At 60.3% G+C, this 25550-nt stretch carries 23 protein-coding genes and 2 pseudogenes; 11 read left to right on the top strand and 14 right to left on the bottom strand.

The features are described from left to right. Positions 1 to 52 precede the first annotated feature (52 nt). The gene (locus tag DKB71_RS17055) at positions 53 to 487 is read right to left on the bottom strand and encodes a hypothetical protein (protein WP_274075711.1); all 435 of its coding nucleotides are present in this window, start codon (positions 485 to 487) and stop codon (positions 53 to 55) included. A gap of 188 nt (positions 488 to 675) precedes the next feature. Here DKB71_RS17055 and DKB71_RS17050 point away from each other — a divergent pair, with 188 nt between their 5' ends. Both DKB71_RS17050 and DKB71_RS17045 read left to right on the top strand, forming a co-directional pair. Next, positions 676 to 2229, top strand: coding sequence for a phospholipase D family protein (locus DKB71_RS17050; RefSeq protein WP_408596067.1), 1554 nt, complete (start codon positions 676 to 678; stop codon positions 2227 to 2229). A gap of 144 nt (positions 2230 to 2373) precedes the next feature. Beyond that, positions 2374 to 2637, top strand: coding sequence for a hypothetical protein (locus DKB71_RS17045; protein WP_274075709.1), 264 nt, complete (start codon positions 2374 to 2376; stop codon positions 2635 to 2637). A gap of 745 nt (positions 2638 to 3382) precedes the next feature. Here the strand turns inward: DKB71_RS17045 and DKB71_RS17040 are convergent. From DKB71_RS17040 to DKB71_RS17030, 3 genes and pseudogenes are all read right to left on the bottom strand, one after another. Beyond that, positions 3383 to 4054 (bottom strand): class I SAM-dependent methyltransferase, encoded by a 672-nt coding sequence (locus tag DKB71_RS17040; protein WP_408601116.1) that lies wholly within the window; start codon positions 4052 to 4054, stop codon positions 3383 to 3385. A 286-nt stretch (positions 4055 to 4340) separates the two neighbouring features. Then, positions 4341 to 5483, bottom strand: coding sequence for a methyl-accepting chemotaxis protein (locus DKB71_RS17035; RefSeq protein ID WP_408601115.1), 1143 nt, complete (start codon positions 5481 to 5483; stop codon positions 4341 to 4343). A gap of 132 nt (positions 5484 to 5615) precedes the next feature. Beyond that, positions 5616 to 5906, bottom strand: a pseudogene (locus DKB71_RS17030) (PAS domain-containing protein); the annotation flags it as partial. Between the two features lie 425 nt (positions 5907 to 6331). On the opposite strand from DKB71_RS17030, the gene DKB71_RS17025 reads away from it, so the two are divergent. Next, positions 6332 to 8518, top strand: coding sequence for a methyl-accepting chemotaxis protein (locus DKB71_RS17025; RefSeq protein WP_408596065.1), 2187 nt, complete (start codon positions 6332 to 6334; stop codon positions 8516 to 8518). 148 nt (positions 8519 to 8666) lie between these two features. On the opposite strand, the gene DKB71_RS17020 is transcribed toward DKB71_RS17025, so the two are convergent. After that, entirely contained in the window at positions 8667 to 9599 is a 933-nt protein-coding gene (locus tag DKB71_RS17020) for a universal stress protein (protein ID WP_408596063.1), read from the bottom strand. Between the two features lie 659 nt (positions 9600 to 10258). Between DKB71_RS17020 and DKB71_RS17015 the strand changes: the two are divergent. The 4 genes and pseudogenes from DKB71_RS17015 to DKB71_RS17000 form a co-directional block, all read left to right on the top strand. Continuing rightward, positions 10259 to 10572: pseudogene (locus DKB71_RS17015) on the top strand (universal stress protein); the annotation flags it as partial. 115 nt (positions 10573 to 10687) lie between these two features. After that, positions 10688 to 11572, top strand: coding sequence for a universal stress protein (locus tag DKB71_RS17010; protein WP_408601114.1), 885 nt, complete (start codon positions 10688 to 10690; stop codon positions 11570 to 11572). A gap of 481 nt (positions 11573 to 12053) precedes the next feature. Beyond that, the gene (locus DKB71_RS17005; protein ID WP_408596061.1) at positions 12054 to 12611 is read left to right on the top strand and encodes a chalcone isomerase family protein; all 558 of its coding nucleotides are present in this window, start codon (positions 12054 to 12056) and stop codon (positions 12609 to 12611) included. A gap of 10 nt (positions 12612 to 12621) precedes the next feature. After that, a complete protein-coding gene (locus DKB71_RS17000) occupies positions 12622 to 13146 on the top strand; it encodes a DUF3833 domain-containing protein (RefSeq protein ID WP_274075180.1) in 525 nt (174 codons plus the stop codon). A gap of 6 nt (positions 13147 to 13152) precedes the next feature. On the opposite strand, the gene DKB71_RS16995 is transcribed toward DKB71_RS17000, so the two are convergent. The 7 genes from DKB71_RS16995 to DKB71_RS16965 form a co-directional block, all read right to left on the bottom strand. After that, entirely contained in the window at positions 13153 to 13644 is a 492-nt protein-coding gene (locus DKB71_RS16995; protein WP_408596058.1) for a DUF2878 domain-containing protein, read from the bottom strand. 1 nt (position 13645) lies between these two features. Continuing rightward, the gene (locus DKB71_RS16990) at positions 13646 to 14905 is read right to left on the bottom strand and encodes a class I SAM-dependent methyltransferase (RefSeq protein WP_406590782.1); all 1260 of its coding nucleotides are present in this window, start codon (positions 14903 to 14905) and stop codon (positions 13646 to 13648) included. Further along, complete coding sequence (locus DKB71_RS16985; protein ID WP_408596056.1) at positions 14880 to 15683, bottom strand: DUF1365 domain-containing protein; 804 nt, start codon at positions 15681 to 15683, stop codon at positions 14880 to 14882. Before DKB71_RS16985 ends, DKB71_RS16990 begins: the two co-directional genes overlap by 26 nt. Further along, positions 15680 to 16927, bottom strand: coding sequence for an NAD(P)/FAD-dependent oxidoreductase (locus DKB71_RS16980; protein ID WP_408596054.1), 1248 nt, complete (start codon positions 16925 to 16927; stop codon positions 15680 to 15682). The genes DKB71_RS16985 and DKB71_RS16980 overlap by 4 nt, the downstream gene beginning before the upstream one ends. 6 nt (positions 16928 to 16933) lie before the next feature. Beyond that, positions 16934 to 17683: an SDR family NAD(P)-dependent oxidoreductase gene (locus DKB71_RS16975; RefSeq protein ID WP_323608628.1), complete on the bottom strand. Its 750-nt coding sequence runs from the start codon at positions 17681 to 17683 to the stop codon at positions 16934 to 16936. Next, positions 17680 to 18102 carry a nuclear transport factor 2 family protein gene (locus DKB71_RS16970; RefSeq protein ID WP_408596051.1) on the bottom strand — a complete coding sequence of 141 codons (423 nt, stop codon included), beginning with the start codon at positions 18100 to 18102 and terminating at the stop codon, positions 17680 to 17682. Before DKB71_RS16970 ends, DKB71_RS16975 begins: the two co-directional genes overlap by 4 nt. A 124-nt stretch (positions 18103 to 18226) precedes the next feature. Then, complete coding sequence (locus DKB71_RS16965) at positions 18227 to 18673, bottom strand: PAS domain-containing protein (protein WP_274075187.1); 447 nt, start codon at positions 18671 to 18673, stop codon at positions 18227 to 18229. Between the two features lie 162 nt (positions 18674 to 18835). On the opposite strand from DKB71_RS16965, the gene DKB71_RS16960 reads away from it, so the two are divergent. The 3 genes from DKB71_RS16960 (at position 18836) to DKB71_RS16950 (ending at position 20908) form a co-directional block, all read left to right on the top strand. After that, positions 18836 to 19753, top strand: a complete 918-nt coding sequence (locus DKB71_RS16960; protein WP_408596049.1) for a MerR family transcriptional regulator — start codon at positions 18836 to 18838, stop codon at positions 19751 to 19753. Positions 19754 to 19937: 184 nt separating this feature from the next. Beyond that, positions 19938 to 20450 (top strand): antitoxin Xre/MbcA/ParS toxin-binding domain-containing protein, encoded by a 513-nt coding sequence (locus tag DKB71_RS16955; RefSeq protein WP_408596047.1) that lies wholly within the window; start codon positions 19938 to 19940, stop codon positions 20448 to 20450. Then, positions 20450 to 20908 carry an RES family NAD+ phosphorylase gene (locus DKB71_RS16950; protein ID WP_274075189.1) on the top strand — a complete coding sequence of 153 codons (459 nt, stop codon included), beginning with the start codon at positions 20450 to 20452 and terminating at the stop codon, positions 20906 to 20908. Before DKB71_RS16955 ends, DKB71_RS16950 begins: the two co-directional genes overlap by 1 nt. Positions 20909 to 21010: 102 nt before the next feature. Here the strand turns inward: DKB71_RS16950 and DKB71_RS16945 are convergent, their stop codons facing one another. Then, a complete protein-coding gene (locus DKB71_RS16945) occupies positions 21011 to 21679 on the bottom strand; it encodes a glutathione S-transferase family protein (protein WP_323628715.1) in 669 nt (222 codons plus the stop codon). A 65-nt stretch (positions 21680 to 21744) separates the two neighbouring features. Continuing rightward, the gene (locus DKB71_RS16940; RefSeq protein WP_408596044.1) at positions 21745 to 23523 is read right to left on the bottom strand and encodes an acyl-CoA dehydrogenase C-terminal domain-containing protein; all 1779 of its coding nucleotides are present in this window, start codon (positions 23521 to 23523) and stop codon (positions 21745 to 21747) included. Between the two features lie 357 nt (positions 23524 to 23880). Between DKB71_RS16940 and DKB71_RS16935 the strand changes: the two genes are divergently transcribed. Continuing rightward, entirely contained in the window at positions 23881 to 25521 is a 1641-nt protein-coding gene (locus tag DKB71_RS16935; protein WP_323625782.1) for a 3-(methylthio)propionyl-CoA ligase, read from the top strand. Positions 25522 to 25550 lie beyond the last annotated feature (29 nt).

The following is a 25550-nucleotide window of genomic DNA, read 5'->3' as shown; positions in this document are numbered from 1 at the left end:
GCCAGCAGCTGTCTATTTGCTGGCCTGCCCCAATTTCTGGTTATCCCGGGCGTCAGCCCAACAAAAGGCCTGCAGCCCGGGCTCGCAAAGCCATCACCAGATTGGCTGGCATCTTTTTTATTTCGTCAGGCCAGAGCGCCAGGTGCCCGCGAAGTTCTCTCGATTCATCATCGTATCTTGAGATATCAGCCAGCACAAAGCTGTACCGACTGAGGTAGGCCGCAGACAAATCATCGGCCAGGGCCCTGGCAGGCTCTCCGGCTAACGCCAGGCACCATTGCGCAATTTCAATGATTCGTTCACCCGGCGTTCGAGGTTCCAGGCCATGAAGGAAGTTCAGGATGTATTGGTTATAGAGCAGGGCGCCTTGCTCAGGCTCATCCGTAGGATTACCAGGGCAATGTCGGCGTTCCCAAGGCAGGATGTACACCATTTTGTCCATTGCAGTCTGAAGAACATAATCCGACGGTTTAACCAATCGATGCATAATCTTCTCCCGAAAGAAAAAAAACGGTTTAGCTATGGTAGCTCATCCATGGAAGCCAATAGCCTTCATGAAAAAAAACCGGCACTGCCGGGAACTATCGCAAAATATCGCAATACCGCGCTTGAACGGGGCTTTACTGAAGTAAGTCAACACCCATCCCGTCGAGGTTGAGGACGAGCCCCTTGTCCATGTCTTTGTTCGTCCCCGCGCTGTTGCTCACCCTGCTGCTCGCCGGCTGCGCCACCCCAACGCGCTTGCCCCACGAGTTCAGTAAGGCCATACCCGCCAGCGAATCGGCATTCGGGCGTTCGATCCAGGCCGCGGCCGCCCAGCATGAGGGACGCTCGGGTTTTCGCCTGCTGCCAAACAGCAGTGAAGCGTTCCGGGCGCGTGCCGAGTTGATCCGCAATGCGCAGAAAAGCCTCGATGTGCAGTACTACATCGTGCACAACGGCCTGAGCACCCGGGCGCTGGTGTGGGAACTGCTGCTGGCGGCCGATCGCGGCGTGCGGATTCGCGTATTGCTCGATGACACCGCCAGCGATGGCCAGGAAGAAGTCATTGCGACCCTGGCCGTGCACCCTAACATCCATATCCGCGTGTTCAACCCTTTGCATCTGGGGCGCAGCACACTGGTGACCCGCACCATGGGCCGCCTGCTCAATCTGTCGCAGCAGCACCGGCGCATGCACAACAAACTGTGGCTGGCCGACAACAGCGCGGCGATCGTCGGCGGCCGCAACCTGGGGGATGAGTATTTCGACGCCAAGCCCGATCTCAACTTCACCGACATGGACCTGCTGTGCCTCGGTCCGGTCGCCGATCAACTGGGCCACAGCTTCGACCAATACTGGAACAGCGCCCTGAGCCGGTCGATCAGTGACTTCCTGATCGTCAAGCCGACAGCTCAAGACTTGCAGGAGAGTCGGCAACGCCTGGAACAATCACTGCAGAGCACGCGTATCGAAAACCAGGCCCTGTACGACCACCTCATGACCTACCGCACTCAACCGCAACTGGCGATTTGGCGTCAGGAGCTGATCTGGGCCAATGCCACGGCGATGTGGGACGCCCCGAGCAAAGTCCTGGCCGACGACGAACCGGCTCGCGCGCTATTGATGACCACGCAACTGCGGCCTGAGCTCGATAGAGTCAATAAAGAGCTGATCCTGATCTCGGCATACTTCGTCCCACAACAATCCGGCATGCGCTACCTCCTCGGGCGTGCCGATGCCGGGGTCGATGTGCGCCTGTTGACCAACTCACTGGAAGCCACCGATGTGCCGGCGGTGCATGGCGGCTATGCGCCTTATCGCAAGCGCCTGCTCGAACATGGGGTGAAGCTCTATGAGCTGCGGCGCCAACCGGACGACCCCAGCGGTGGTTCTTCTTCCTTTGGCCTCAGTGGTGGCTCGGACTCCAGCCTGCACACCAAGGCCATGATCCTCGACCAGCAGAAGGTGTTCATCGGCTCCTTCAATTTCGATCCGCGCTCAGTGCTGTGGAACACTGAAGTCGGGGTGCTGGTCGACAGCCCTGAACTGGCCGGCTACGTGCGCAAGCTGGCGCTTGAGGGCATGGCGCCAGCGGTGAGTTACCAGGCCCGCCTGGAAAACGGCGAAGTGGTCTGGATCGCTGAGGACGACGGCCGCCTGCGTGTCTTGCGCCAGGAGCCCGGCAGCAAATGGCGCAGCTTCAAGGCCTGGCTCAGCGACAAGATCGGCCTGGAGAAAATGCTCTAGACCGTATAGGCCCCCGAGCTTGTGGGGTTGCCTGTATCGACTATCGTTAAAACTCCCACTCCAGAGGATCTTTTTGGAAAGTGTGTTTCCGGTCAATGATCGGGAAAAACCAGTGATTGAGTACTCTTGAACAGGAGAAAGCTCATGATTCGCAGGTTTTACATGGCTGCACTGGCGTCACTGGCCCTCGCGGCTGGCGTATACGGCGTGTCGTTGCCGGCCTACGCGACCGACCAGGCTGACCAACGGCAGGAATCGCGTGACACCAAGCAGGAAGGGCGCGAAGCCTCAAGGGAAACCAAGGAAGAATGCAAAGAGGGTGATGAAAAGAGCCGTGCCGATTGTCGCCAGGACAAGCGCGACACCAAACAGGACACCCGCGACACGGCCCGGGACGTTAAATATTAATAATAAGTTGGACAGGACGGCTTGCTGGCGATGGCGTCGGTGGGATCGCCATCGCTGGCAAGCCAGCTCCTACAGGATTTGCGGGGTATGTTGGATTTGTGGAGTGACACACCTCTGTAGGAGCCGGCTTGCTGGCGATGCGGTAGTGGCTGTGATGCCGCCATCGCTGGCAAGCCAGCTCCTACAGGATTTGCGGGTCCATGTTGAATTTGTGGAGTGACACACCTCTGTAGGAGCCGGCTTGCTGGCGATGCGATGGTGGCCGTGATGCCGCCATCGCCGGCAAGCCAGCTCCTACAGGATTTGCGGGTCCATGTTGAATTTGTGGAGTGACACACCTCTGTAGGAGCCGGCTTGCTGGCGATGCGGTAGTGGCTGTGATGCCACCATCGCTGGCAAGCCAGCTCCTACAGGATTTGCGGGTCCATGTTGAATTTGTGGAGTGACACACTTCTGTAGGAGCCGGCTTGCTGGCGATGCGATGGTGGCCGTGATGCCGCCATCGCTGGCAAGCCAGCTCCTACAGGATTTGCGGGGTATGTTGAATTTGTGGAGTGACACACCTCTGTAGGAGCCGGCTTGCTGGCGATGCGATGGTGGCCGTGATGCCGCCATCGCTGGCAAGCCAGCTCCTACAGGATTTGCGGGGGTATGTTGAATTTGTGGAGTCACACACTTTTGTAGGAGCCGGCTTGCTGGCGATGCGGTGGTGGCCGTGATGCCGCCATCGCTGGCAAGCCAGCTTCTACAGCCGCGACTCGGCCACCAACAACAACGACTGCGGCACGGGACTTTGCGGGTGCTGTGGCTCCTGAAGGCCGGCCAGCCGAAAACCGGCCATGTCCAGCGCATTGATCCAACTGGACAAGGTTCGCAAGTACCACGGCATGGGTTGCCACTGCCCGTCGAATCCACTGAACGTCTCTTCCCGCCAGCCATCCTGATAGTCGCCCGCGGCCACGGTCCATGGATGCAGCGTCTGGATCACCAGCGCGCCGTCGGGGGCGAGCAGGGCGTCCGTGGCCGCGAGCAAGGGGATGATGTCCTGGTGCAGCAAGGCAAAATTGGCGCAGATCAGGTTGTAGTCGCGGCCAACATCCACTCTCGCCTCCACCAGTTGTTCATAGCTGGCCAGATGCACCGGTGAAGAACCCGCCGCCCGCGCCGCCTCGACCAGCGTCTCATCGCCATCCACACCGACCGCCTCGATGCCACGTTCCGCCAGTGCCCGCAACAGCCAACCCTCGCCACAGCCGAGGTCGAGCACGCGCTCTGGCTGGCGGCCCAGTATTGCCAGCAGGATTGCCTGGTCCGTGACCTTCAGACGGCTTTCTATGGCGCCGCTGCGGATAGCTTCGATCCAGGCCTGGGCGTTGTGGTGCCAGCTTTGGAGAAGGGTGGTTTCGTCGGCGAGCATTTCGATGTCCGGAGTGGTTGGCTGCATACAAGCATAGTGTCTCTACGCCTGATTGGGACAATGCGCCCTGTGCGTTGTCGAATGGAGTGACAAGCGAAGGTGGGTAATCTGGAAGTTGGCACACCCTCGTTTCGCAATCCCGTTCAGATTGAGAGGTGGACTGATGAACAGCATTATTTACATCGTTGGGCTGGTGGTGGTCGTCGTGGTCGTCCTGTCGTTCCTTGGATTTGCATAGTCCTGTGCACCAGCGACGGGCTGAGCCAGCCCGCCGCTGAACTGACGGTTATCGGTTAAAACGCTCCGCCAGGCTGTGCAGATACTCGGCCATCTCTTCAAGGTCCTGACTGATGGCCGCACCTTGCTTGGCCTGTCCGGCACTGTGATCGCACAGCTGCGCAATGCGCGTGATCTGTTGATTGATGTCTTCAGTCACGTGACTTTGCTCTTCCGACGCCGATGCCATCTGCTGGCTCATGTCGGTAATCCGACTGACGGCCTGGCTGATGCCGACGAGGGCAGCCTGCACCGCCTCGACACGCTGCATGCTTTCTCGGGAAATCTGCTCACCGCGGGTGGCCGTCGAAACTGCGCGATCAGCTCCTTCGTGCAGCGAAGCAATGATGCCGTGGATCTGTTCGGTGGAGGTGCGGGTGCGCTGGGCGAGGGATCGCACCTCGTCGGCCACTACGGCAAACCCGCGACCTTGCTCTCCGGCCCGCGCCGCCTCGATCGCCGCATTCAGCGCCAGCAGGTTGGTCTGTTCGGCAATGGACGTAATCACGTCGACGACGCTGCCGATCGATTGCGTCTCGCTTGCCAACGCGTTGACCGCCTGGCCGATTTCATTGACGGCCGCGTTCATGGCCTCCATGGCGCGCAGACTTTGCCCGGCCAATTCGCTGCCGTCCCTCGTCAACTGGTCAGCCTCCGAGGCGGCATGGGCGGTATTGATGACGTTCTGCGTCACTTCCTGGTTGGTAGCAGCCATTTGCGAGATCGCGGCGGCGGACTGATCCGTTTCGTTGCGCTGGCGATCGAGCGATTGCGCCTGCAATCCCGACAGCTCGGACGATTGTGCCGCCTTGGCCTTGACACTGACCCCGGCATCGACGAGCCGGCTCAAGGCTGTCTGCAAACGGGCTTCCTCACTGAGCATGGCCATGTCCAGTTGACCCTGGGGACCATGGTTGTCGCTGTAGGTGAGGGCGACCAACCGATCGGAAAATGCCTTCGGATGCTCGGCCAGGGTGCGCTTTATAGCGCCGCGTTGTCGGGACTCGATCAGGTACCAGGCAATCCCCAGGCTCACCACCAGCACCCCCTGGGCCGACGCTTTTGGCAGCCACTGATCAGCCAGCAGCGAAACCGCGCCTGCCACCAGCAATGGCCAACCGTGCTGCAGTGGCCGGAAAATCCGCGCACTCAGCGCGACGATCGGCTTGCCCGCACGCATCCTTGCATAGAGCGCTGATGCCCGACGCACCTGGTCGCGGGTGGGCACCGAGCGAACCGACTCGTAGCCACTCATGCGGCCGTTTTCATAGATAGGCGTGACGTAGGCACTGACCCAATAGAAATCACCATTTTTCGCCCGGTTTTTCACAATCCCCATCCAGGGTTTGCCTTGCTTGATGGTGTGCCACATATGAATGAACACCCCAGGCGGCATATCGGGGTGCCGGACCAGGTTATGGGTCTGGCCGACCAGTTCGTCGTTGGTGAAACCGCTGATGTCGACAAACGCGTCATTGCAGTAAGTGATTCGACTATCAAGGTCGGTGGTGGAGATCAGGCGTTGTTCGGCGGGAAACAGTCTTTCATGGTCGGTTACGGGCAAATTCACGCGCATTAAGGGCGATCCCTGGTCGGATTATTATTATGGTGTGGAGCATATAAATCAGAGGAATACGCGACGTGTTCTACGCGGATTTCGTGGTCGGCGACCCTGCATTCGGCGACAGTTTCTTTTCATTTGGTGACAAGTGCAGGAAAATCCCAGCCGTGCCTGGAAGTTGGTGATCAAGGCTCAATATGACTTCGCATACAGTGCCCAGGTTTTGGTGAGCTGACCTGTAAACACGGCAATCGATGCGCTGGAAGACCGCCTGGGTCCATAGACATTCTGATCAACAACGCCGGGCTGCAGCATCGTCAGGCGTTTGAGGACGTGAATGCCGAAGACTGGCACGGGAGCCAGTACCTTCTTGCCTGCGAGATGAATTGATTAGTGTGCTTACGACTTGGCTTGGTATTTGCTGTCCAATTGCCATCTCAATGTCGCAGTGGATTAAGTGGATGTCGCTATCAAGTCATTTCATGCCGTTGTCCGCAAGCGAGAAGCGCTGGCTACCCTGGTTCGGCAAGGCCGGAAAACTCTCGATGGGCTGGTCGTGCTGGCTCAATCGATCGGCATACCCGGTGATCGAACAAACCTTCGAGGCTATCGCTGAAACCCGGGTGCAGTTGCTGCAGAACTGGACGCGGGAACAGTGGGAGCACCTGGCGGAACTGGCGGATAACCTCGGTCGTGATTTCGCCAACCTTGACAGCACTGCGCTAACGGACAAGCTCGACCAGGCCGCAGATTTTTCCGAGTTATTTGTCGTTGATGCCAGCGGCCAGGTCATCGTGTCGACCTGGAGTCGCCGCGGCAAAACCCGGCTCGAGCACACCCGTGCCTTGGCTGAAGGCTTGAAAGCGCCGTTCCTCCATGGTCCTTACAGCGATCCGTTGACCTTGCCAATCGGCCCCTCGTCTTCGCGCTTCCACGACGAAGTCACGCTGATGTTCTATCAGCCCCTGCGCGTCAATGGAAAAGTCCTGGGCTGCCTCTGCGGGCGCGTGCCCAACGATGTGTTGGGCGATCTCATCCAGCGCGAGGCCGGGCACATTTTTGCCGAGTCGGGTGACAACTATCTGTTCATGGCGCAATCGCGTTTTGATCCGGCCATCGAGCCCGGAACCGCCTTGTCACGTTCGCGTTTCGAGGACGGCACCTTCAGCCACGGCGAGAACCTCAAAAGCGGTGTACACACCCCCTGGAAGACCGTGCAGATCCAGCGCCACACCGAACTGGAGCTGCGCTTCACCGACCCGGCGACCCAGCAACTGCACCCGGGCGTACTCGAAACCATCCGCGCCGGCTCCAACCTGTTCGTGACTTACCCCGGCTACTCGGACTACCGGCACATTCCGGTAGTCGGCAAGGGCGTGACCTTCCAGCTGCCAGGCTCACCTGATCGCTGGGGCATGATGTGCGAGGCCGACCTGGAGGAGGTCTACCGCCGGCGCTCGCTCAGCCACGGCCTGATGAAACCCTACGTTGCGACCATGACCGGACTCTTTGCCTGCAATTACCTGGTCCAGCATTACAGCGGCCTGGGCCAGGGCGTGATCGATAGTGTCGAGGTCTTCAGCATGTTGTGTGCCACGCTGCTGTTCAGCCGGCTCGGACCCAAGCGTCTCGCGGCAAGGCTCAACGAGATGACGAGCGTGATCAGGACCATCGCCGAAGGCGAGGGCAACCTGCGTCAGCGTCTGGACATCAAGCGCATGGCCAACGATGAGACCGGTGATATGGGACGCTGGATCAACAGTTTCATCGATAACCTGGACTCGGTGGTCGGGCAAGTGGTGAAGGCCAGCAGCAACGTCGGCACCACCAACCAGATGATGCTGGGCCGCAGCCAGGAAGCCGGTGTCACGTCCACCGAGGTGGCCGAAGCGGTGCATCGGATGATGATCATCGTCGAAGACCAGTTGGGCGAGATCCAGCAGGCCTCTGCCAGCGCTGAACAAATGAAACAGGCGATGGACGAAGTGGTCACCCGCGCCCGCGAGCAATTTCTCGCCGTGCAGGAAGGGACGCAGTCCATTCGCGATGTCGTCGAGCGTTCTTCTTCGAGCGTGCAGTTGCTCGATAGCAGAATGACCGAGATCGGCAAGATCACCGGCCTGATCAGCGACATCACCAACCAGACCAATCTGCTGGCGCTCAATGCCGCCATCGAGGCCGCACGGGCGGGTGAACACGGGCGAGGTTTCGCGGTGGTTGCCGACGAGGTCCGCAGCCTGGCCTCACGCACGTCACGGGCGGCCGACGACATTCGGCACATGGTCGAAGGCTTGCAGAACGAAACGCAAAAAGCCGTCAGCTTCATGGAGGAGGGCGTCAAGGACGTCGATAACAGCCTGCGCCTGGCCGAAGATGCCTCCTCGGAAAACGTGCAGTTGCACCAGGCGGTGGAAAGCATGTTCGCCATCATTCAGCAGCTCAACAAGCGCAGCCTCGACTGCGGCAAGACGATCAGCAAGGTCGATCACTGCTCCACGCAAATGCGCCAGACCGTGGTGGTGCTGCAGAACAGTGCGGAAACGGTGCGGCTCAATGCCAACAAGCTGCAGAAACTGGTGGGGCAATTCGAGGTGAGCAGCAATACCGAGCGAGTGGCCGCCGCATGATTCGTAGGACGGTGAGGCGCTCTCCACCCACACCGTGGGCATGACCTCCTACATGTTGCATTCCGATGGCATCGGGCCGGATCGAAGTCCGGATCGACCCAGCCTTTTTTCAGCTCGTGGCACCAATGTATTGATGAAAGCCTGGCTCCTAGGTATGTGGCCGATGGTTATGGTGTTTGTACGGCCAGGAGAATGCGGCAGTATCTGTCGAGATACTGGCTGACCGGGCGGCCAGTTCCTCCAGGTGGGTAATGATGTCGTCCGGTTTGAGCACCAGTACATCAGTGTCCAGGGTGTCCAGAACCATCTCGACGGTGTTGCCGATCAATGCGCCGGACAGCCCGGTACGCGCGACGCTACCGATCACCGTGAGCACGGCTTCGAGCTTGTGCGCCATGTACGGAATCAGCACGTCGGCCGAACCTTCCTCGATATGCAGGCGCTCGTCGCTGACGTCGAATTCGGCCTGGTATGTCCTGCAAAGTTCGCGATAGAGCGCCTCGATGCTCTCTTTGAGTTGGAGTACGGGGTCTGGCGCCGACAGCATGGGGTAGGGGTGGGCGCTCATGATGTGCAGCGTGCCGCCGGCCAGCGCGGCGATGTCGTAGCCGTGGCTAACGACGCCGGAATGCAGGACGCGATGCTCTACATCAGTGCTCCCCGCATCGATGGCTGCGAGGATGGTGCCACCGGTCCAGGGTCTTGGGGTTTTTACCATCAGCACGGGGCAGGGGCAGTATCGCAGCAGCTTCCAGTCTTCGGGGGTGAGAAGGGCCTTCATCAGCGGGGAGTCGGACAGGTGCTGCGTGATCACCAGGCCACAGCCCTGCGCCTGTTGGGTGGCGATGATGGTCTTGTGTGAACTCCCATGCCAGGCCTGCTGGGCGCTGACGCTGTAACCCTCCTGTACCAAGGCGCCTTGCATGTCGTCCAGGCAGGCGCAATGGTGATCGCCCTTGTCGCAGGCCAGCAGGTGCAGGTGCGACTGGGTGGCGCTGGCAATCATTTTGGCTCTGTTCAGGATCAGCTCTTCGGACTGCTGCGAATCCACCACCACCAAGGTGTTGCGAATGGTGTGCATGAGTGTGTTCCTGTGCGTAAGTACAGTTTTGTGTGGGGCGGCTGGCACAGGTGTCTCTGGCCAACTCTTGCCCGCCCGCCAACCGCAAGTTCGCTTACCGACATCACGCACGCGACAGCTAACATCGAATTGCGCCCGCTCAGTTCGATTGTTAACCCTTGAATGATCTGCCATTGATAACCGCAACAGCAGCTGATCGCTCTTGCAACTGCGAAAGTTGCCGCCATGGCGCTGGTGCTGTTGTTCCATTGCATCTATATTGAGTTGTAACGCGGCTGGTACACTGGGTGTCGGATGAACTGCGTTTCTTCTTGCTTGTTGCGTTCAATGCCGTGCCTGCATACGCCTGTCTTCTCGCGAAATACTGCGCTCGAGTGAATACCTCCGTCCTTGGCGGATTCAATCGAGTTGTTCTGTTGTGGGCGTTTTCCGCGCGCTCAACTCAATGGCTAATTATGGTGGTTATTCTGTATTAAGCTCAGGTAGCTGGTCGGCTGAGTTAGTTGATTTTCACCTAAGGATACTCAGAACAAACCCCATTCGATCTGATGCACACAGTAGAGCCAGATGTTCGAACGCATGAACGAAGAGTTGATAGTTCAGGCCATTAGAGAGGGGGCGCGACTAATACTCAATTATCAAAATGCGCTGATTGCACCAGGGACGCCCAGGAAGAATCGGCGTTCAACGCGTGTTTTTCACGCCGCTGGATTGGCAGTTGCTGTGCGATTGCCCTGTGCCGGTGCATTTGGTGACGACGCTCCTGAATGCCCGCCCACGCAACGTACTGGCCATCATTGATGTATTGCGCGATGAGGGTCAGGATCGGGTGTTCAATGACCAGTTCATTGTCATGGGAACAGTGCAGCGCAAGGGGTTGAATAAATTACTCGGCACCACGGCCGAGCGACTCCTGCATCGGGCGCCGTACAGTGTCTTGGCGATCAAGCCAGGAAGGATGCTGCAATCCTGAGCGCTTGCCGGCATTGGTTGGCGTGTGCTTGATGTAAATCAAGCTGCGCGAGGTGAGGGAGCGCAGTCTTGAACCAGGCCGTTTCTCGATGGCCGGAATCGAATGGAGATTTATCATGAGCCAGTACCAACGCCTGTTACTGATCATCAACCCGGTCCTGCGCCATTCCCCCGCCATGAATCATGCCGCAGCGCTGGCCAAGGCCAGCGGCGCGAGTTTGCATATTGCGGCGCTGATCCCCTCGCTCAAATGGTTGTCGCTCCTTGAAGAGGGCGATCGGGAACTCGCTCGGCGGCATTACCTGCAGGACCATCGCGATTGGCTCAAGACCCAGGCGCAGAATCTGCACGGTAGAGGGATCGAGGTGACCACCGAGGTGACGTGGGCCGAGGACATGAAGCAGGACATCATCGATCACGTCACGGACCTGCAGCCCGACATGCTGATCAAAGAGATTGAGCATGAGTCCGCGCTCAAGCGGGCCTTCTTCACCCCGTTGGACTGGCACTTGCTACGTCACTGTGCGGTACCGGTCTATCTGGTGGGCGGGAGCGGCTTCGTGTTACCCCGCAAGGTTGTAGCAGCGGTCGAAGTATCGGACAGCGAATCAGCCGACAACGAACTCAATGAGCGAATCATCAAGCAGGCTTGCAGCCTTGCCATGCAGTGCAATGCCGAGCTGCATTTGCTGTACGCCTGCGATATCACGGCCGCCTATCTTGCGGACATGGAAGGCCTGACGCTTGCCGACCTTACCCAAGCGTTGCGCAGTGACTTGGAGAAGTCGTTCCTCAGGTTGGCAGAGCAGTTCGGGGTGCCCGCCGATCGTCGACATTTGATCAAGGGACATCCGGTCACGGCATTGAGCGAGTTTGCCCATGAGCACAACGTGGATGTGATCGTGATGGGCCGGATCCAGTCCCATGGGATGGACAAGCTGCTGGGCAGCACGACCGAACATGTTCTGTATCAGGTGCCATGCTCCGTCCTGGCGGTCTAGAGAGTACTTCTGCATGTTAACGAGAACCCCTGACGGGAAGTCGTGTTTGCATTCTGGCATGCAGGTTTCAGGGCGAGGCAGGCGAGGCTCAAGCCCAAACGCATTCTGTTGATAGCCCCCAGCGAAATGACCCTGACGCCAGCGTCCGAGCGTGCGCCTGCACTGGCTTGTGCAACGGGTGCCCAAACGCTCAACTTCCTGGCTGGTCATGCCGATGGGCATAACTCCATCACAATTCAGCTAGAGCACGCGGCCTTGAGGAAATGTGCTGGCAAAGCGCGGGCGTCAGGCATGAGCAGTGAAGTCGATAGTGATTCACTAAGGATAGGCGGCGAGGAGTCCTGGACTCAGCGGATTCCCGGGCTTGTTGGTGCAATCGACGAACGGAAGATCCTTGTTAGTCCGTAAGCAACAGGGAGGGGCGTAAAATCTATACACTAAGCTAATCTTGTATAGATTTTCCCCAAAAGCCGAGATGCTGATGAACCTGGCCGATCCCAGACGCTTTCTCAAACACTGCCTGTCGAGATGCTGGCTGTTGCTGCTGGTACTCGCCATACCGGCTTGGGCGGATTGGCGTCCCGCGTTGCCTGATGCTCGCCTGGTGGGCAGCGGCGACTTCACCTGGTTCGGCATAAGCCTGTACACCGCACGGTTGTGGAGCCCGGGATTGCCGATGACCTGGGATCAACCCTTTGCGCTCGAACTGACCTATCACCGTGACTTTTCCAGGGACACGCTGGTTGAGGCCAGCCTCAAGGAAATGCGTCGCATGGGACCGGCTCGTCCAGAGGAGTCCACCCTGCAGCGCTGGTCCGATGAAATGCATGAAGCCTTCGTCGATGTCCGGCCCGGAATGCGCATTACCGGGGTCTACCACCCAGGCTTTGGCTGCACGTTCTACGTCGACGGCCAGCTGCGCCGGCGGGTCGACGACCCTGTATTTGCCCGCGCCTTCTTCGACATTTGGCTGGATCCGCGCACGCGGGACAAGCCGTTGCGTCAACGACTGCTGGGGATGACCGGGCCGGCTGATTGAGGAGGTTGAGATGCGTCGAATACTGGTACTGCTCGTTTGCTTATTGCTGGCCAGCTGCAACAACGTTGGCGTGGAGCATTACGCCCAGGAGCGACCGGCGCTGGATCTGGTAGCGTTCTTCTCCCGGCCGGTACAGGCCTGGGGAATGTTCCAGAATCGCTCGGGGGAGGTGGTCAAGCGTTTCCACGTGCAGATCGAGAGCCGTCTCGAGGGGCAGCAATTGATTCTCGACGAGCGTTTTCTCTACAGCGATGGCACGCGCCAGCGCCGGGTCTGGACGCTGCAGCCCGCCGGCGCCGGGCGTTGGCGTGGGCGTGCGGACGACGTCATCGGCGAGGCAAGCGGCGAGGCCGCAGGCAACGCGCTGCGCTGGCGCTATCGCCTTGACCTGCCGGTCGACGGCAGGCATTGGGAAGTGGATATGGACGACTGGATGTACCTGATGGACGAAGACACCATGATCAATCGCACGAGCATGAGCAAGCTTGGCGTCGAGGTGGGACAAGTGACGCTGTTCTTCCGTCGCCAGCCGTAAACGGATTCACGCGCGGGGTGCAGCCATGCGCAGGATCAGCGGCAGCCACACTGCCCACAGCGGCGCGAGCAGCAGGGTCGTGCCAAGGGTGCCCAAAGGCAGGCCGACACCGGCCAGCTTTGCGCCGGCGAGGTAAGCCAGGGGGCCACCGCACAGGCCCAGTAACGCTCCGTACCACACCGGGCGTCGCGCCCAGGCCAGGCTGTTGCGCAGCCCGCTGGCCAGCACCAGCCACAACAGGGCCAGCCACAGGGGCAGGGGTTGCGAGGTAAAATCGAAGACGCCCAGCGCACCCAGGCCGGCATCCAGCAGCCAGCCTGTCAGCCCCACGCAGACCAGTGTGGTTGCTTCGTCCCGCGGCCGTGGGCAAGCAGCCAGATGCACCAGCAAGCCCGCCACCACTGGCAGCAGCAGCCAGGGATGCCGCTCGCTCAGCACGCAAGCCCACCAGGCGGCCTGCATCCACAGCGCGTTGCCGATCAACCAGGCCCGGCTCAATTCAGGCGGCCGGCAGCGAGGCGCGGCGGGCGGCCGGGGCTGCCCAGAGCAGTTGCGCGACACCGATGGCGCGCTCCTCGAAACCGCCCTGGCAATAACACAGGTAGAACTCCCAGAGGCGCTGGAAAGTGTCGTCATACCCCAGTTCTACCAAGGCGCTGCGCGACTGGCGCAAGTTGTCGCGCCAGTGCTGCAGCGTGCGCGCGTAGTCCAGGCCGAAGTCCTCCATGTGCACCAGGTTCAATGCGGTGTGGCGACTGGCTGTCTGCAGCATGACGCTCAAGGAGGGCAGGGCTCCGCCGGGAAAGATATGGCGCTGGATGAAATCCACCGAGCGCTGGGCCTGCTCATAACGCTGGTCGCGGATGGTGATGGCTTGCAGCAGCATCAAGCCGTCGTCCTTGAGCAGCGAGGCGCAGCGGCGAAAGTAGAGCGGCAGATAGCGGTGCCCGACCGCCTCGATCATCTCGATCGAAACCAGCTTGTCGAAGCGCCCGCCGAGGTCGCGGTAGTCTTCGCGCAGGACGGTAATGCGCTCTTGCAGGCCAAGCGCCTGGACGCGTTGCCGGGTATGGGCGTACTGCGCCTCGGACAACGTGGTGGTGGTCACCCGACACCCATGGCGGGTGGCGGCGTGGATTGCCAGGCTGCCCCAGCCGGTGCCGATCTCGAGCAGATGGTCGTCGGGGCGCAACGCGAGTTTGGCGCAGATACGCTCGAGCTTGTTCAATTGGGCCTGCTCCAGGCTCTGCTCCTGACTGTCGAACATTGCAGCGGAGTACATCATGGTCGGGTCCAGCAGCCGCTCGAACAAGGCATTGCCCAGATCGTAATGGGCCAGGATGTTGCGTCGCGAACCACGCCGGCTGTTGCGGTTGAACCCGTGCAGCAGGCGCAGGATCGGACGACCGAGGCGCGCCAGGCCGCCCTCGAGGGCGTCGAGCACCTCCAGGTTGGCGACGAACAGGCGGGTGACCGCGGCCAGGTCCGGACTGCGCCAGTAGCCGTGGGTATAGGCTTCGCCGGCACCGATCGAGCCGTTGGCAGCCACCATGCTCCAGGCGGCCTCGTCGACGATCTCGACCTCTGCATGCAGAGTGCTACCGATGTCGCCGAACAGCCACTGCCGCCCTTGGCAGATCAGCCGCAGACGGCCCTGGCGCAGGTGGCGAAGTTGCGAGAGCACGGCGCTCCTGGCCAGGCCACCGAACAACGGCGCCAGGCCAAAGGATTTGCTAACGCTCAGGGTTGGATCGGACATGCTCGGACTCCTCGATGACAGGGGTTTCGCTGCTCTGACAGGGCGTGTGGGTGTAGAGCGGGGTGCGCTTGAGCAACAGGCGCAGGGCTTGCCAGTAAATGGCGCCGAGGGTGCGCAGGCTCATCCAGGGGAAGGCCAATACGTGGCGTCGAAGTGCGGCGGCATCCAGTGGCTGGCGGCGCAGGGCCAGGTCGGCCTCAAAGACTTTTTGCCCTTCGCGGCGGTTTTCCATGTGGATGCGCAGGTGCTCGCCGTCAATGTCAAAGCGCATGTGGTACTGCATGTCCAGCGGCAGGAACGGCGAGACATGGAAGGCCTTGTTGACCGAGAACTGTCGGGGCTGACCGGGCAGCACCGACAACACGTAGTGAAAGCGCTCACGCCAGGGTGTGTTACGCACCTCCAGCACAATCGCCGCCAGCAGCCCGTCGTTGTCGTGGCAAAAGTAGAAACTGACCGGATTGAACGAAATCCCCCAGCTGCGCGGCTGGGTCAGCAAATGAATGGCGCCGCCCGGAGCCTGGCCCAGGGCCTTGGCCACCACTTCGCGCACGGCATCCTTCAAGGGCATGCCGCGACGAGTCCAGGCCGGCAGGTAGTCGGTTTCCCGCCAGCACAACGGCGCCAGGCGAGAAGCACCGAGCAGCGGGGACAGGCCCAGCAGCCGTTCCTGTTCGTCCAGGTCCAGGTAGAACATGCCGCTGCGATAGCGGAAGCCATGGAACCGCGGCGCCAGGCGCCGGTGGCTCACCCAACCGTAGCAAAGGCTGCTGTTCACAGTCGCTCCCCGAAGCTTTGGGCGACGTCCAGTGCGCTGACCACGCCATCCTCATGGAAGCCGTTTGCCCAATAAGCACCGGAGAAGTAGCTGTGCTGGTTTCCCTGCAGCTCACCCTGGCGCGCCTGGGCTGCCATGGCGGCCAGGCTGTATTGGGGATGGGCATAATTGAAGCGTGCCAGCACCTTCGACGGGGCCACGCTGTCGCCCTGGTTGAGGCTTGTGCAGAAGGTCACCGGGGCGTCGAGGCCCTGCAGGATGTTCATGTTGTAGGTCACGGCCGCCGGGGCGTGGGCGGGTCCGCCGAGGCGATAGTTCCAGCTGGCCCAGGCCTTGCGCCGGCTGGGCAGCAGGCGGGTGTCGGTGTGCAGCAGAACTTCGTTGTCGGCATACTCGAGGGCGCCGAGCACCTCGCGCTCGGCGATCGACGGTTGCTCCAGCAACACCAGGGCCTGGTCGCTATGGCAGGCGAACACCACCTTGTCGAAACGCTCATGGCCTGCGGCGCTGTCGATCGTCACCCCGCTGTCGTCCCGGCGCACGCTCAGCACCGGGCAATTTAGCCGAATGCGCTCGCTGAAGGACTCGCACAACGGTTGCACGTAGCTGCGCGAGCCACCCTCGATCACTCGCCACTGAGGCCGCTGGCTGATCGAGAGCAGGCCATGGTTACGAAAGAACCGCACGAAGAAGTGCAGCGGAAAGTGCAGCATGTCGGCCCTTGAGACCGACCAGATGGCCGAGCCCATGGGCACGATGTAGTGATGGATGAAACGCTGCCCGTAGCCTCGCGAGTGCAGGTAATCGCCCAGACTCATGCCGGGCTCGATGCGCTGGCCGTCCAGGTCGGCCACCGCCTGGCGGTTGAAGCGCAGGATATCGCGCAACATGCCCCAGAAGCCCGGCGACAGCAGATTGCCGCGCTGGGCGAAGAGGGTGTCGAGGTTGTTGCCGTTGTATTCCAGGCCACTGTGCGGATCGTTGACGGAAAAGCTCATCTCGGTGGGGCGCGAGGCGACGCCGAGGTGATTCAGCAAGCGAATGAAATTGGGGTAGGTCCAGTCGTTGAAGACGATGAAACCGGTGTCCACGGCATAACGCTGTCCCTGCCATTGGACGTCGACCGTATGGGTATGACCGCCAATCCAGTCAGCCGCTTCAAACACAGTCACCTCATGACGACGTGACAGCAGATAGGCACAGGTCAGCCCAGAGATCCCGCTACCGATGATGGCGATGCGCATGTGCCGCTATTCCTGTTCGGTTCGCGCCAGGCGACGGCCCAGGGCCAGGCGCCAACGCGCTGGCAGGGCGCCGAGCAGGCGCAGGACGAGAGTGAAAAGCCGTGGAAAGTTGATCTCCAGCGGACGGCGCGTCAGGCGCGCGATCACATGCCGCGCGGCACGGTCGGCGCTCCAGATTTGTGGCATGGCAAAGGTGTTGCGCCGGGTCAGCGGGGTGTCGATGAAGCCCGGGCTGACCAGCGTTACATCGATGCCTTCGGCGTGTAGATCCAGGCGCAGGGACTCGACCAGATACCTCAGGGCCGCCTTGGACGCGCCATAGGCTCCCGCCCGCGGCAGCGCCAGCCAGGTCACCGAGCTACCGATCACGACCAGGTGGGGTCGATGTCCGCGGCGCAGCAGGGGAAGGGCCGCCTGCAGGCAGTAGCTGACCCCCAGCAGGTTGGTGCGTATCACACGCTCGACGGTCTCGGCCTCGAACCCGCCGGGCACCAGGTACTCGCAGGTGCCGGCATTCAGGATCACCAGGTCCAGCGCGCCCCACGCCTGCTCGATATTCTCGCAAATCGCCTCGACCTGGCGTGGCTCAGTCACATCGCCTGTGGCGAGCAGGGCCCCGGGGTAGCGCAGCATCAGCGGCATCAGTGCTTCCGCGCGCCGGCCACCCAAGGCCACCTCATGGCCTTGATCCAGAAGGCGTTCGGCCAGGGCAGCACCGAGGCCGCTGCTGGCGCCGGTCAGCCAGCAGCGGCTCATGCCAGCCTGCCCTTGATCCAGCCGATCACCCCGCCAAGCAGCGGGACGTGCTCGTAGAGCAGGGCGCCGGCATCGAAGTAGTCGTGGTGCAGGTAGACCTGTTGTGCCCAGCTCAGGTGGCTGCACCCTTGCAGGCGGATCGGCCGGCCGCGGGACAGGCGTGGATGACGAAAGTGCAGGTTCCAGCGAAGGTAACCGTGGCCAGGCGCGGTTTCATCCACGTCAAGGATGTCGTAGCGAATATCCTCGACGTTGCTGTACAACTTTTCAAAGTAACCGCGCAGTGCCGGCAAGCCATCCACCTGATGCAGGGGATCACGAAACTGCACGTCGTTGCTGTAGAGCTCGCCCAGCCTGTGCAGGCTATCAGCGTTCAGCGTGGCGAACGTGTCAGCGAAATGGCGGAGATAGGCAGACATGACAGGCTCCAGGCAAAATTGTACAAGTCGACAAAACTGTACAGGTTTATCTGTAGCCTAGGGCGAAAATTGTACAAGTCAATATGCTTGTACACTTTTTGTGGCGGTCGTGGTGTAACTGGTGTCAGCCACCGAGCCTCGCCAGTTGACGGCGAAGATCGGCCACTTCGTTCTCCAGTGCCTGGATTTTTTCCAGGGCGGCCATCTTGTCGCTGACGTCGTGCTGTATGCCGATGTAGTAGGTCAACTGGTCGGCTTCATTGTGCACGGGGGTGATCGACAGCTCGTTCCAGAACAGGCTGCCATCCTTGTGATAGTTACGCAGCACCTGGCGGCAGGGCTGACCGAGGCGGATGGCATCGCGGATGACCGCAAGGCCTGCCTGGGCATGATCGTCGGCCTGCAGGAACCGGCAATCCTGGTAGAGAATGTCGTCGGCACTGTAGCCGGTCAGGCGCTCGAAGGCAGGGTTGGCATAGATGAGGATGCTGTCATCGCCTTCCTGCTCGGCCACGACGATGCCGTCATTGGAGGCTTCGACCATCAGTTGCAGGAGTTTGGCGTCGATCATGGTCTGGGCTCGCGGTGGTTCGTGGGTTTGCCCCACAGCGTAGTCGTCAGCGACAGCGATGCCTAGATGGCAGGGCGCAGGAGCCGGTCTTCGATGGAGGCTGGTTTAAAAGTGCCGGGCCTGGTTTAGAATGCCGACACACTCAGCAGGCACCCCCTTTCAATGACCGAGCCCAGCGAATCCGCCTCCGACGACGTCTTGCTCCCCATGCGCGAAGTCGCCAGCCTGACCGGCGTCAACCCGATCACCCTGCGGGCCTGGGAGCGCCGCCACGGGCTGATTCGACCAGTACGCACGGTGGGCGGTCATCGCCTGTATTCACAACAGGACGTCGAACATATCCGCAGTATCATGCTCTGGACGAGCCGGGGCCTGCCGATCAGCAAGATAGGCGCTTTGCTCGTGCGCCAGCAGGACACCCCCGGTATCGCTGGATCAGGCTCGGTCGAAGCGCCCCTGGTCCAATGGCAAGAGGCAATTCATCGCGCCACCCAGGCGTTTGATGGCGCCGAGCTGGAGCGTCTTCACGGGCAACTGCTCACCCTCTACCCGAAGGCTACGGTGCTGGAGACTATCCTGCTGCCGGTCTGGCGCAGACTGGCAGCCGGCAATGCTTTCGGCCGCCGCAGCCAGTGGCTGTTCCTGGACGCCTTCCTGCGTGCGCGGCTGTTATTGCGACTGCAGATGAACCCGGGCAAGGGTGCGTGCGTGCTGCTGGCAGACGGCTCGGGTCATGCACACGAACTGGAGCTGTTGTGTGCCGGTGTGTTGATGAGCAATGACCAGCTGCGCATCGAGGTGCTGGGCCCGGGCCAGCCCCTGGAAGAACTGCCGTTGCTGTGTAAAGCGATGAAGCCCGCCGCGCTGGTGCTGTGGGTCCAGGCGCCTCTGCAGGCCGATGCGCACCAGCGCCTGCGCGCCCTTCAAATGGGCGTCGCGTGCCCGGTGGCGTTGGCCGGTGACGCAGCTGCCACTTCGGCGGCAGGCTTGCGCGGTGCTTCGATTGCCATTCTGGGCAATGACGAAGCGAGTATTTTGCCCAAGCTTGAAGCCTTGGTCAGGGGGACGCTGCAAATTTGAATCCGGTTGTTCCAGTTCGAGTCAGGGAACACGACGGGGTTTCGGATCGAAACGGGTTCCCGCCAGCCTGATGAGCACTGGCAGTATGCGAATCACCGGCAGACTGAGCACCCCACAGCACCAGGCCTCATGAGTTGCCGCTCATTGGCAGTACCTTGTGGAAAGCAAATGGCGTATAGTTCATTTGACTGAAAAAATTATTCATTTGGAGGTAGTGATGATGAGCGCTTCAACGGTTGCTCCGCGTCCGACCAAAACCAAAGAAGAGCCTCGTGAAGCCGGAATTGCGGCCTTTTGGCGATTCAGTTCCGCCCGCGAGTTTCTCAAGGACTCCGAGCGGCTGAATCAGATCAGGGAGGGATTTCCCGCCTATCTCGTTTACGCGGTCAGGCAGACCTTCGACCTCCATGAGCGCAATCTGGAAACGCTGCTCAATGCCTCCTTCTCGACACTGGAAAGACGTCGGCGTGAGCACAAGAACCTGGATTCCGTTGCCTCCGAACGCTTGGATCGGATCGCCACAGTGGGTCACCTGGCCGAGGAGGTCTTTGAGAGCCAGGAGAAAGCGGCTCAATGGATGTCGACTGCCAATAAAGCGCTCGGCGGTGCCGCACCGATCATGCTCTGCGAAACCGAGATAGGCGCCAGGCAGGTTCGCCGTGTCTTGCATGCCCTAGAATGGGGTGGTGCAGCCTGATGCGGGCTTGGCGAATCGCGAAAGCGAAACGTGCGACCGATCTATCAGGTATGGGAGCTGCCATCGAAGGAGGGCGTTGGAACGATCAGGATGTACCAGCTGTGTACATGGGACTGACACCGGCTATCTGCTGCCTTGAAACATTCGTCCATGCGGGGGGCGAGCCTACTTTCCCGATGAAGATCACCTGCTTCGAGCTGCCCGCCGATGCCGCGCTTTACTGGGAGCCTGATCCAAAAACCTTGCCTGAAGGCTGGGCGAGTCTTCCCGCTGACCGTCCAGGCATGGACTTCGGCACTACCTGGCTGAAGGCTAACACTCACCTTGGCTTGATCGTGCCGTCGGCAGTGTTGGTGCTGGAGCGTAATGTGGTGATCAACCCCAATCATCCGGCGGTCAGCCAGATCAAGGTGGTCGATGTGTTTGACTTCATGTACGACCCTCGCATGTTCAAATAGGGCATCTCACCGAACCAGTGCCGGCTGTCTCGTTCGATTGCTGACAGGGGATGGGTATTTTGAACCTGCTCACGGTGGGGGGAAGGGTTCTTGACGGGTGCATCATGTACCTACCAGCGGGGAGTGAGTATCAGGCACACCCTGATCTTTTGCTGCTTGGTACTGCGCTGCCAAGGCCTTCTCATAACCGGGTCTGTGTTGTAATCGAGTCCAGTACTGTTGAACCCGTTCTGGAAACTGCTCATTCAGGCCAATGAACGAGGCCAGCATCAGGGCATAGCCGACCGATATGTCTGCAGCAGTGAATCGCTCCTGGCAGAGGTAGGTGCGTCCGGCCAGCGCCGAGTCGATGGCTCTGAGCCTGCCAAGAAACCAGCGTGTGTAATCTTCCGCTACCTGAGGGATACGACGTGGCGGTGTTTCAAAGCGGTCGTAGCGCAATACAAGCGTTTGCGGAAAGGTGAGGGTTGCTTCGCCAAAATGTAACCAGTTCAGATACAACCCAAAGTCCGGTTCATTAGTCGAAACGTGCAGGTCTGCCGGGCTATGGCGCACGGCAAGGTATTCACACATGGCCGATGATTCGGTCATCAGAAGTTGACCGTCAATCAGCGCCGGCACCGTCCCCAACGGATTGATTTCCAGGTACTCCCGTGCATGAGCACGGGGCGGGAACGGCAGCATTTTCAGTTCATAAGCAACCTGCAATTCTTCCAGCATCCACAGCGGACGAAATGAACGTGCGCTCATGCAGTGATACAGGGCGATCATCGATACGCAGCCTCCTGGTGAGTCGATATTTTCTAAACTTTGGGTGTCGAGATCATGCCCAGTGTCTAGAACTGCGCAGCATCCAGCAGGAACAATGACTTGCTACCGGCCTTCACCGATGTGCTCAACGAGTGAATACGCGGCAGCAAGCGGGCGAAATAGAAGCGTGCGGTGCCCAGTTTGCTGGCGTAGAAATCGTCCTGGGTTTCTTTGCCCAGGGCGGCCTTGGCCATCAACGCCCACATGTAGGCGTAAGCGACGTAACCAAAGGTTTGCAGATACTCGACCGACGCCGCGCCGATTTCATTCGGGTTGTTTTTCGCCCGATCCAGCAGCCATGAGGTCAATTCGTCGAGTGTGGTCACCGCATCGTTCAGTGGCTTGGTGAACTCCGCCAGGTCCGCACTGGCGGTGGCGGTGAAGTGACGAATCTCGTCGGCGAACAGGTTGTAGAACGCACCGCCCGTGCCGACGATCTTGCGCCCGACCAGGTCCAGCGCCTGGATGCCGTTGGTGCCTTCGTAGATCTGGGTGATGCGCACGTCGCGCACCAGTTGCTCCTGGCCCCACTCGCGGATGTAACCGTGGCCGCCGAACACCTGCTGGCCGTGAACCGTGGTCTCCAGACCGAGATCGGTGAGGAACGCCTTGGCCACCGGGGTCAGCAAGGCCACCAGGTCTTCCGCGCGTTTGCGGGTGGTGGCGTCTTCGCTGAACTTGGCGGTGTCCAGTTGCATGGCGACGTAGGTGGAGAAGGCGCGACCGCCTTCGTTCGCGGCTTTCATGGTCAGCAGCATGCGACGCACGTCCGGGTGAACGATGATCGGGTCAGCCACTTTGTCCTTGTTCTGCGCGCCGGTTGGCGAACGGCTCTGCAGACGATCACGGGCGTACTCGACGGCGTTCTGATACGAGCGCTCGCCGGTGGCCAGGCCCTGGATGCCGACGCCCAGACGCTCATAGTTCATCATGGTGAACATCGCCGCCAGGCCTTTGTTCGGCTCGCCGACCAGATAGCCCACGGCTTCGTCGAAGTTCATCACGCAGGTCGCGGAGGCCTGGATGCCCATCTTGTGTTCGATCGAGCCGCAGTTGGCCGGATTGCGCGCGCCCAGGCTGCCGTCGGCATTGACCATGAACTTGGGCACCAGGAACAGCGAAATGCCTTTCGGTCCGGCCGGTGCGTCCGGCAGTTTGGCCAACACCAGGTGGATGATGTTTTCGGTCAGGTCGTGTTCGCCGCCGGTGATGAAGATCTTGGTGCCGCTGACCTTATAGGAACCGTCGGCCTGAGGCTCGGCCTTGGTGCGGATGATCCCAAGATCAGTGCCGGCATGCGGTTCGGTCAGGCACATGGAACCGGCCCAGACGCCGGCGTACATGTTCGGCAGGTAGGCGGCTTTCAGCTCTTCACTGGCGTGGGCGTTGATCGACAGGCAGGCACCCGCAGTCAGCATCGGGTACAGACCGAACGACAGGCTGGCCGAGTTGACCATTTCTTCGACCTGGGCCGAAACGGCCTTGGGCATGCCCATGCCGCCGTAGGTCGGATCGCCACCGACACCGACCCAACCGCCTTCAGCGTAGGTCTGGTAAGCCTGTGGGAAACCTGCCGGCGTGGTGACGGCACCGTCCGCCCAGTGGCAGCCTTCTTCGTCAGCGGCACGGCTGAGGGGTGCGATGCTTTTGCTGGTGACCTTGCCGGCTTCTTCGAGAATGGCTTCGACCGTTTCAGCATCAATGGTCTCGGCCAATGCTGGCAGCTCGGCCCAGAGTTTGGCGACCTCGAATACTTCATTGAGGACGAAGCGCATATCGCGCAGGGGCGCTTTGTATTCAGCCATGTGTATACCTCGTAGTCATACAGGTGGCACAGCATCGGCGTTCGTCCGGTACTACCTCTCCAGGGGTAATACCTTTTGTGATTTTTTCACAAGCAGATCATGACTGCCGACTAGCTGTGCGCCTTAGGGGGTGTTTGAGTGCTACCCCCATAGTGGACGCCCTTGCAATAAATACCCCCCTCTTGGTGAGGGGGGCGATTCCAGCCGTCACCAAATTGCATCTACCCCCTCGTCACTGGGGGTAAAACCATGGGGGCGAGCCCCTATTCTTACCCGGTCCACAAGCGATGCGGTTTTGGCGAACACGTCATGCCGTCTGGCTGCACTCAAACAACAATATGACTGGAGCACAAAGCCATGCTGGGCTTGATGCAGGATCAACCACTGCTGATTTCATCGGTTCTTGAGCATGCGCTCAGGGCTCATCCGCACAGCGAAATTGCTTCGCGCACGGTCGAAGGGCCGATGCATAACTGTTCCTACACGGATATTGGCCGGCGTGCCAAACAGCTAGCCAATGCCCTGACCACGCTTGGCCTACAGCCAGGCGAGCGGATCGGTACCCTGGCCTGGAACGGTTATCGCCATATGGAGATGTATTTCGGTGTGTCGGGCATGGGCGCCGTTCTGCATACCATCAACCCGCGTTTGTTCCCGGAACAGGTGGAATTCATCGCCAACCACGCTGAAGACCAGTATCTGTTTTTCGACCTGTCGTTCGCCTCGCTGGTCGAGCAGATTGCGCCGAAGATGAAGACCGTCAAAGCGTTCATTGCCCTGACCGATCGCAGCCGGATGCCGGCTATCGAGGTGCCCAACCTGCTGTGCTACGAGGACTTGATCCAGGGCCAGAGTAGCGAGTTCTCTTGGCCAGTGCTTGATGAAATGACGGCCTCGTCACTGTGCTACACCTCGGGCACGACGGGTAATCCAAAGGGCGTGCTGTACTCGCATCGATCCTCAATTTTGCACTCTCTGGCACTGTGTACTCAGGACGGCTTTGGTCTGTCGGTGGCGGACTCAGCCCTGTTGGTCGTGCCGATGTTCCACGTCAACGCTTGGGGCATGCCTTATGCCGGGGCTATGAGCGGTGCCAAGCTGGTTCTGCCAGGGCCGGCGCTGGATGGTGAGAGTATCTACGAGCTGATGCGGACCGAGCAGGTGACCCTGGCGCTGGGCGTGCCCACGGTATGGATGATGTTACAGCAGCACGTCGAGACCCGTGGTTTGGACCCCGCGACCGACCTCTGCCTGAACCGCGTCGTGATCGGCGGATCGGCAGTACCAAGAGCTCAGATCGAGTTCTTCGAACTCCGTTTTGGTGCGCGCGTAATGCAAGCCTGGGGCATGACCGAGATGTCGCCACTCGGCACCGTCTGCAACCTGCTGCCCAGACACCGCGATGCTTCGCTGGCCGAACGGCTTGACCTGCAGGCCAAACAGGGGCGGGCGATGTTCGGTGTTTCCATGAAGATCGTCGATGAAGAAGGCGTCGAATTATCCCGTGACGGCAAGGCCTCCGGTCATCTGCTAGTCAAGGGCCCCTGGATCGCCAGCGAGTATTTCCGGGGCGAGGGCGGGCCAATCCTCGATGACGCCGGTTGGCTCGATACCGGTGATATCGCCACTATCGATCCAGATGGCTACATGCAGATCACCGATCGGGCCAAGGATGTCATCAAGTCCGGTGGCGAGTGGATTTCCTCGATCGACCTGGAGAACGCCGCCGTCGGTCACCCAGCGGTGGCCGAGGCGGCCGTTATCGGTATTCCCCATGCTAAATGGCAGGAGCGGCCACTACTGATAGTGGTGCTAAAACCCGGCAAGGTAGCCTGCAAGGAAGAGCTGCTGAACTTCCTTGAAACCCGGGTGGCAAAGTGGTGGTTGCCTTCGGATGTCGCCTACGTTAGCGAATTGCCGCACACGGCAACCGGAAAACTGCAAAAAATGAAATTGCGCGAGCAGTTCCGGGACTATCGTTTAGCAGAGGAGAGTTAAGCGGGGAGTGAAGTAGTCGTCGCGCTTGC

Origin of the sequence: Pseudomonas sp. PLMAX, from assembly GCF_046042685.1 — a bacterium.
GTDB classification, from domain to species: Bacteria; Pseudomonadota; Gammaproteobacteria; order Pseudomonadales; family Pseudomonadaceae; genus Aquipseudomonas; species Aquipseudomonas putida_AE.
The sequence above is the reverse complement of the archived record's forward strand: the minus strand, read 5'-3'. Positions and strand labels throughout refer to the sequence as shown.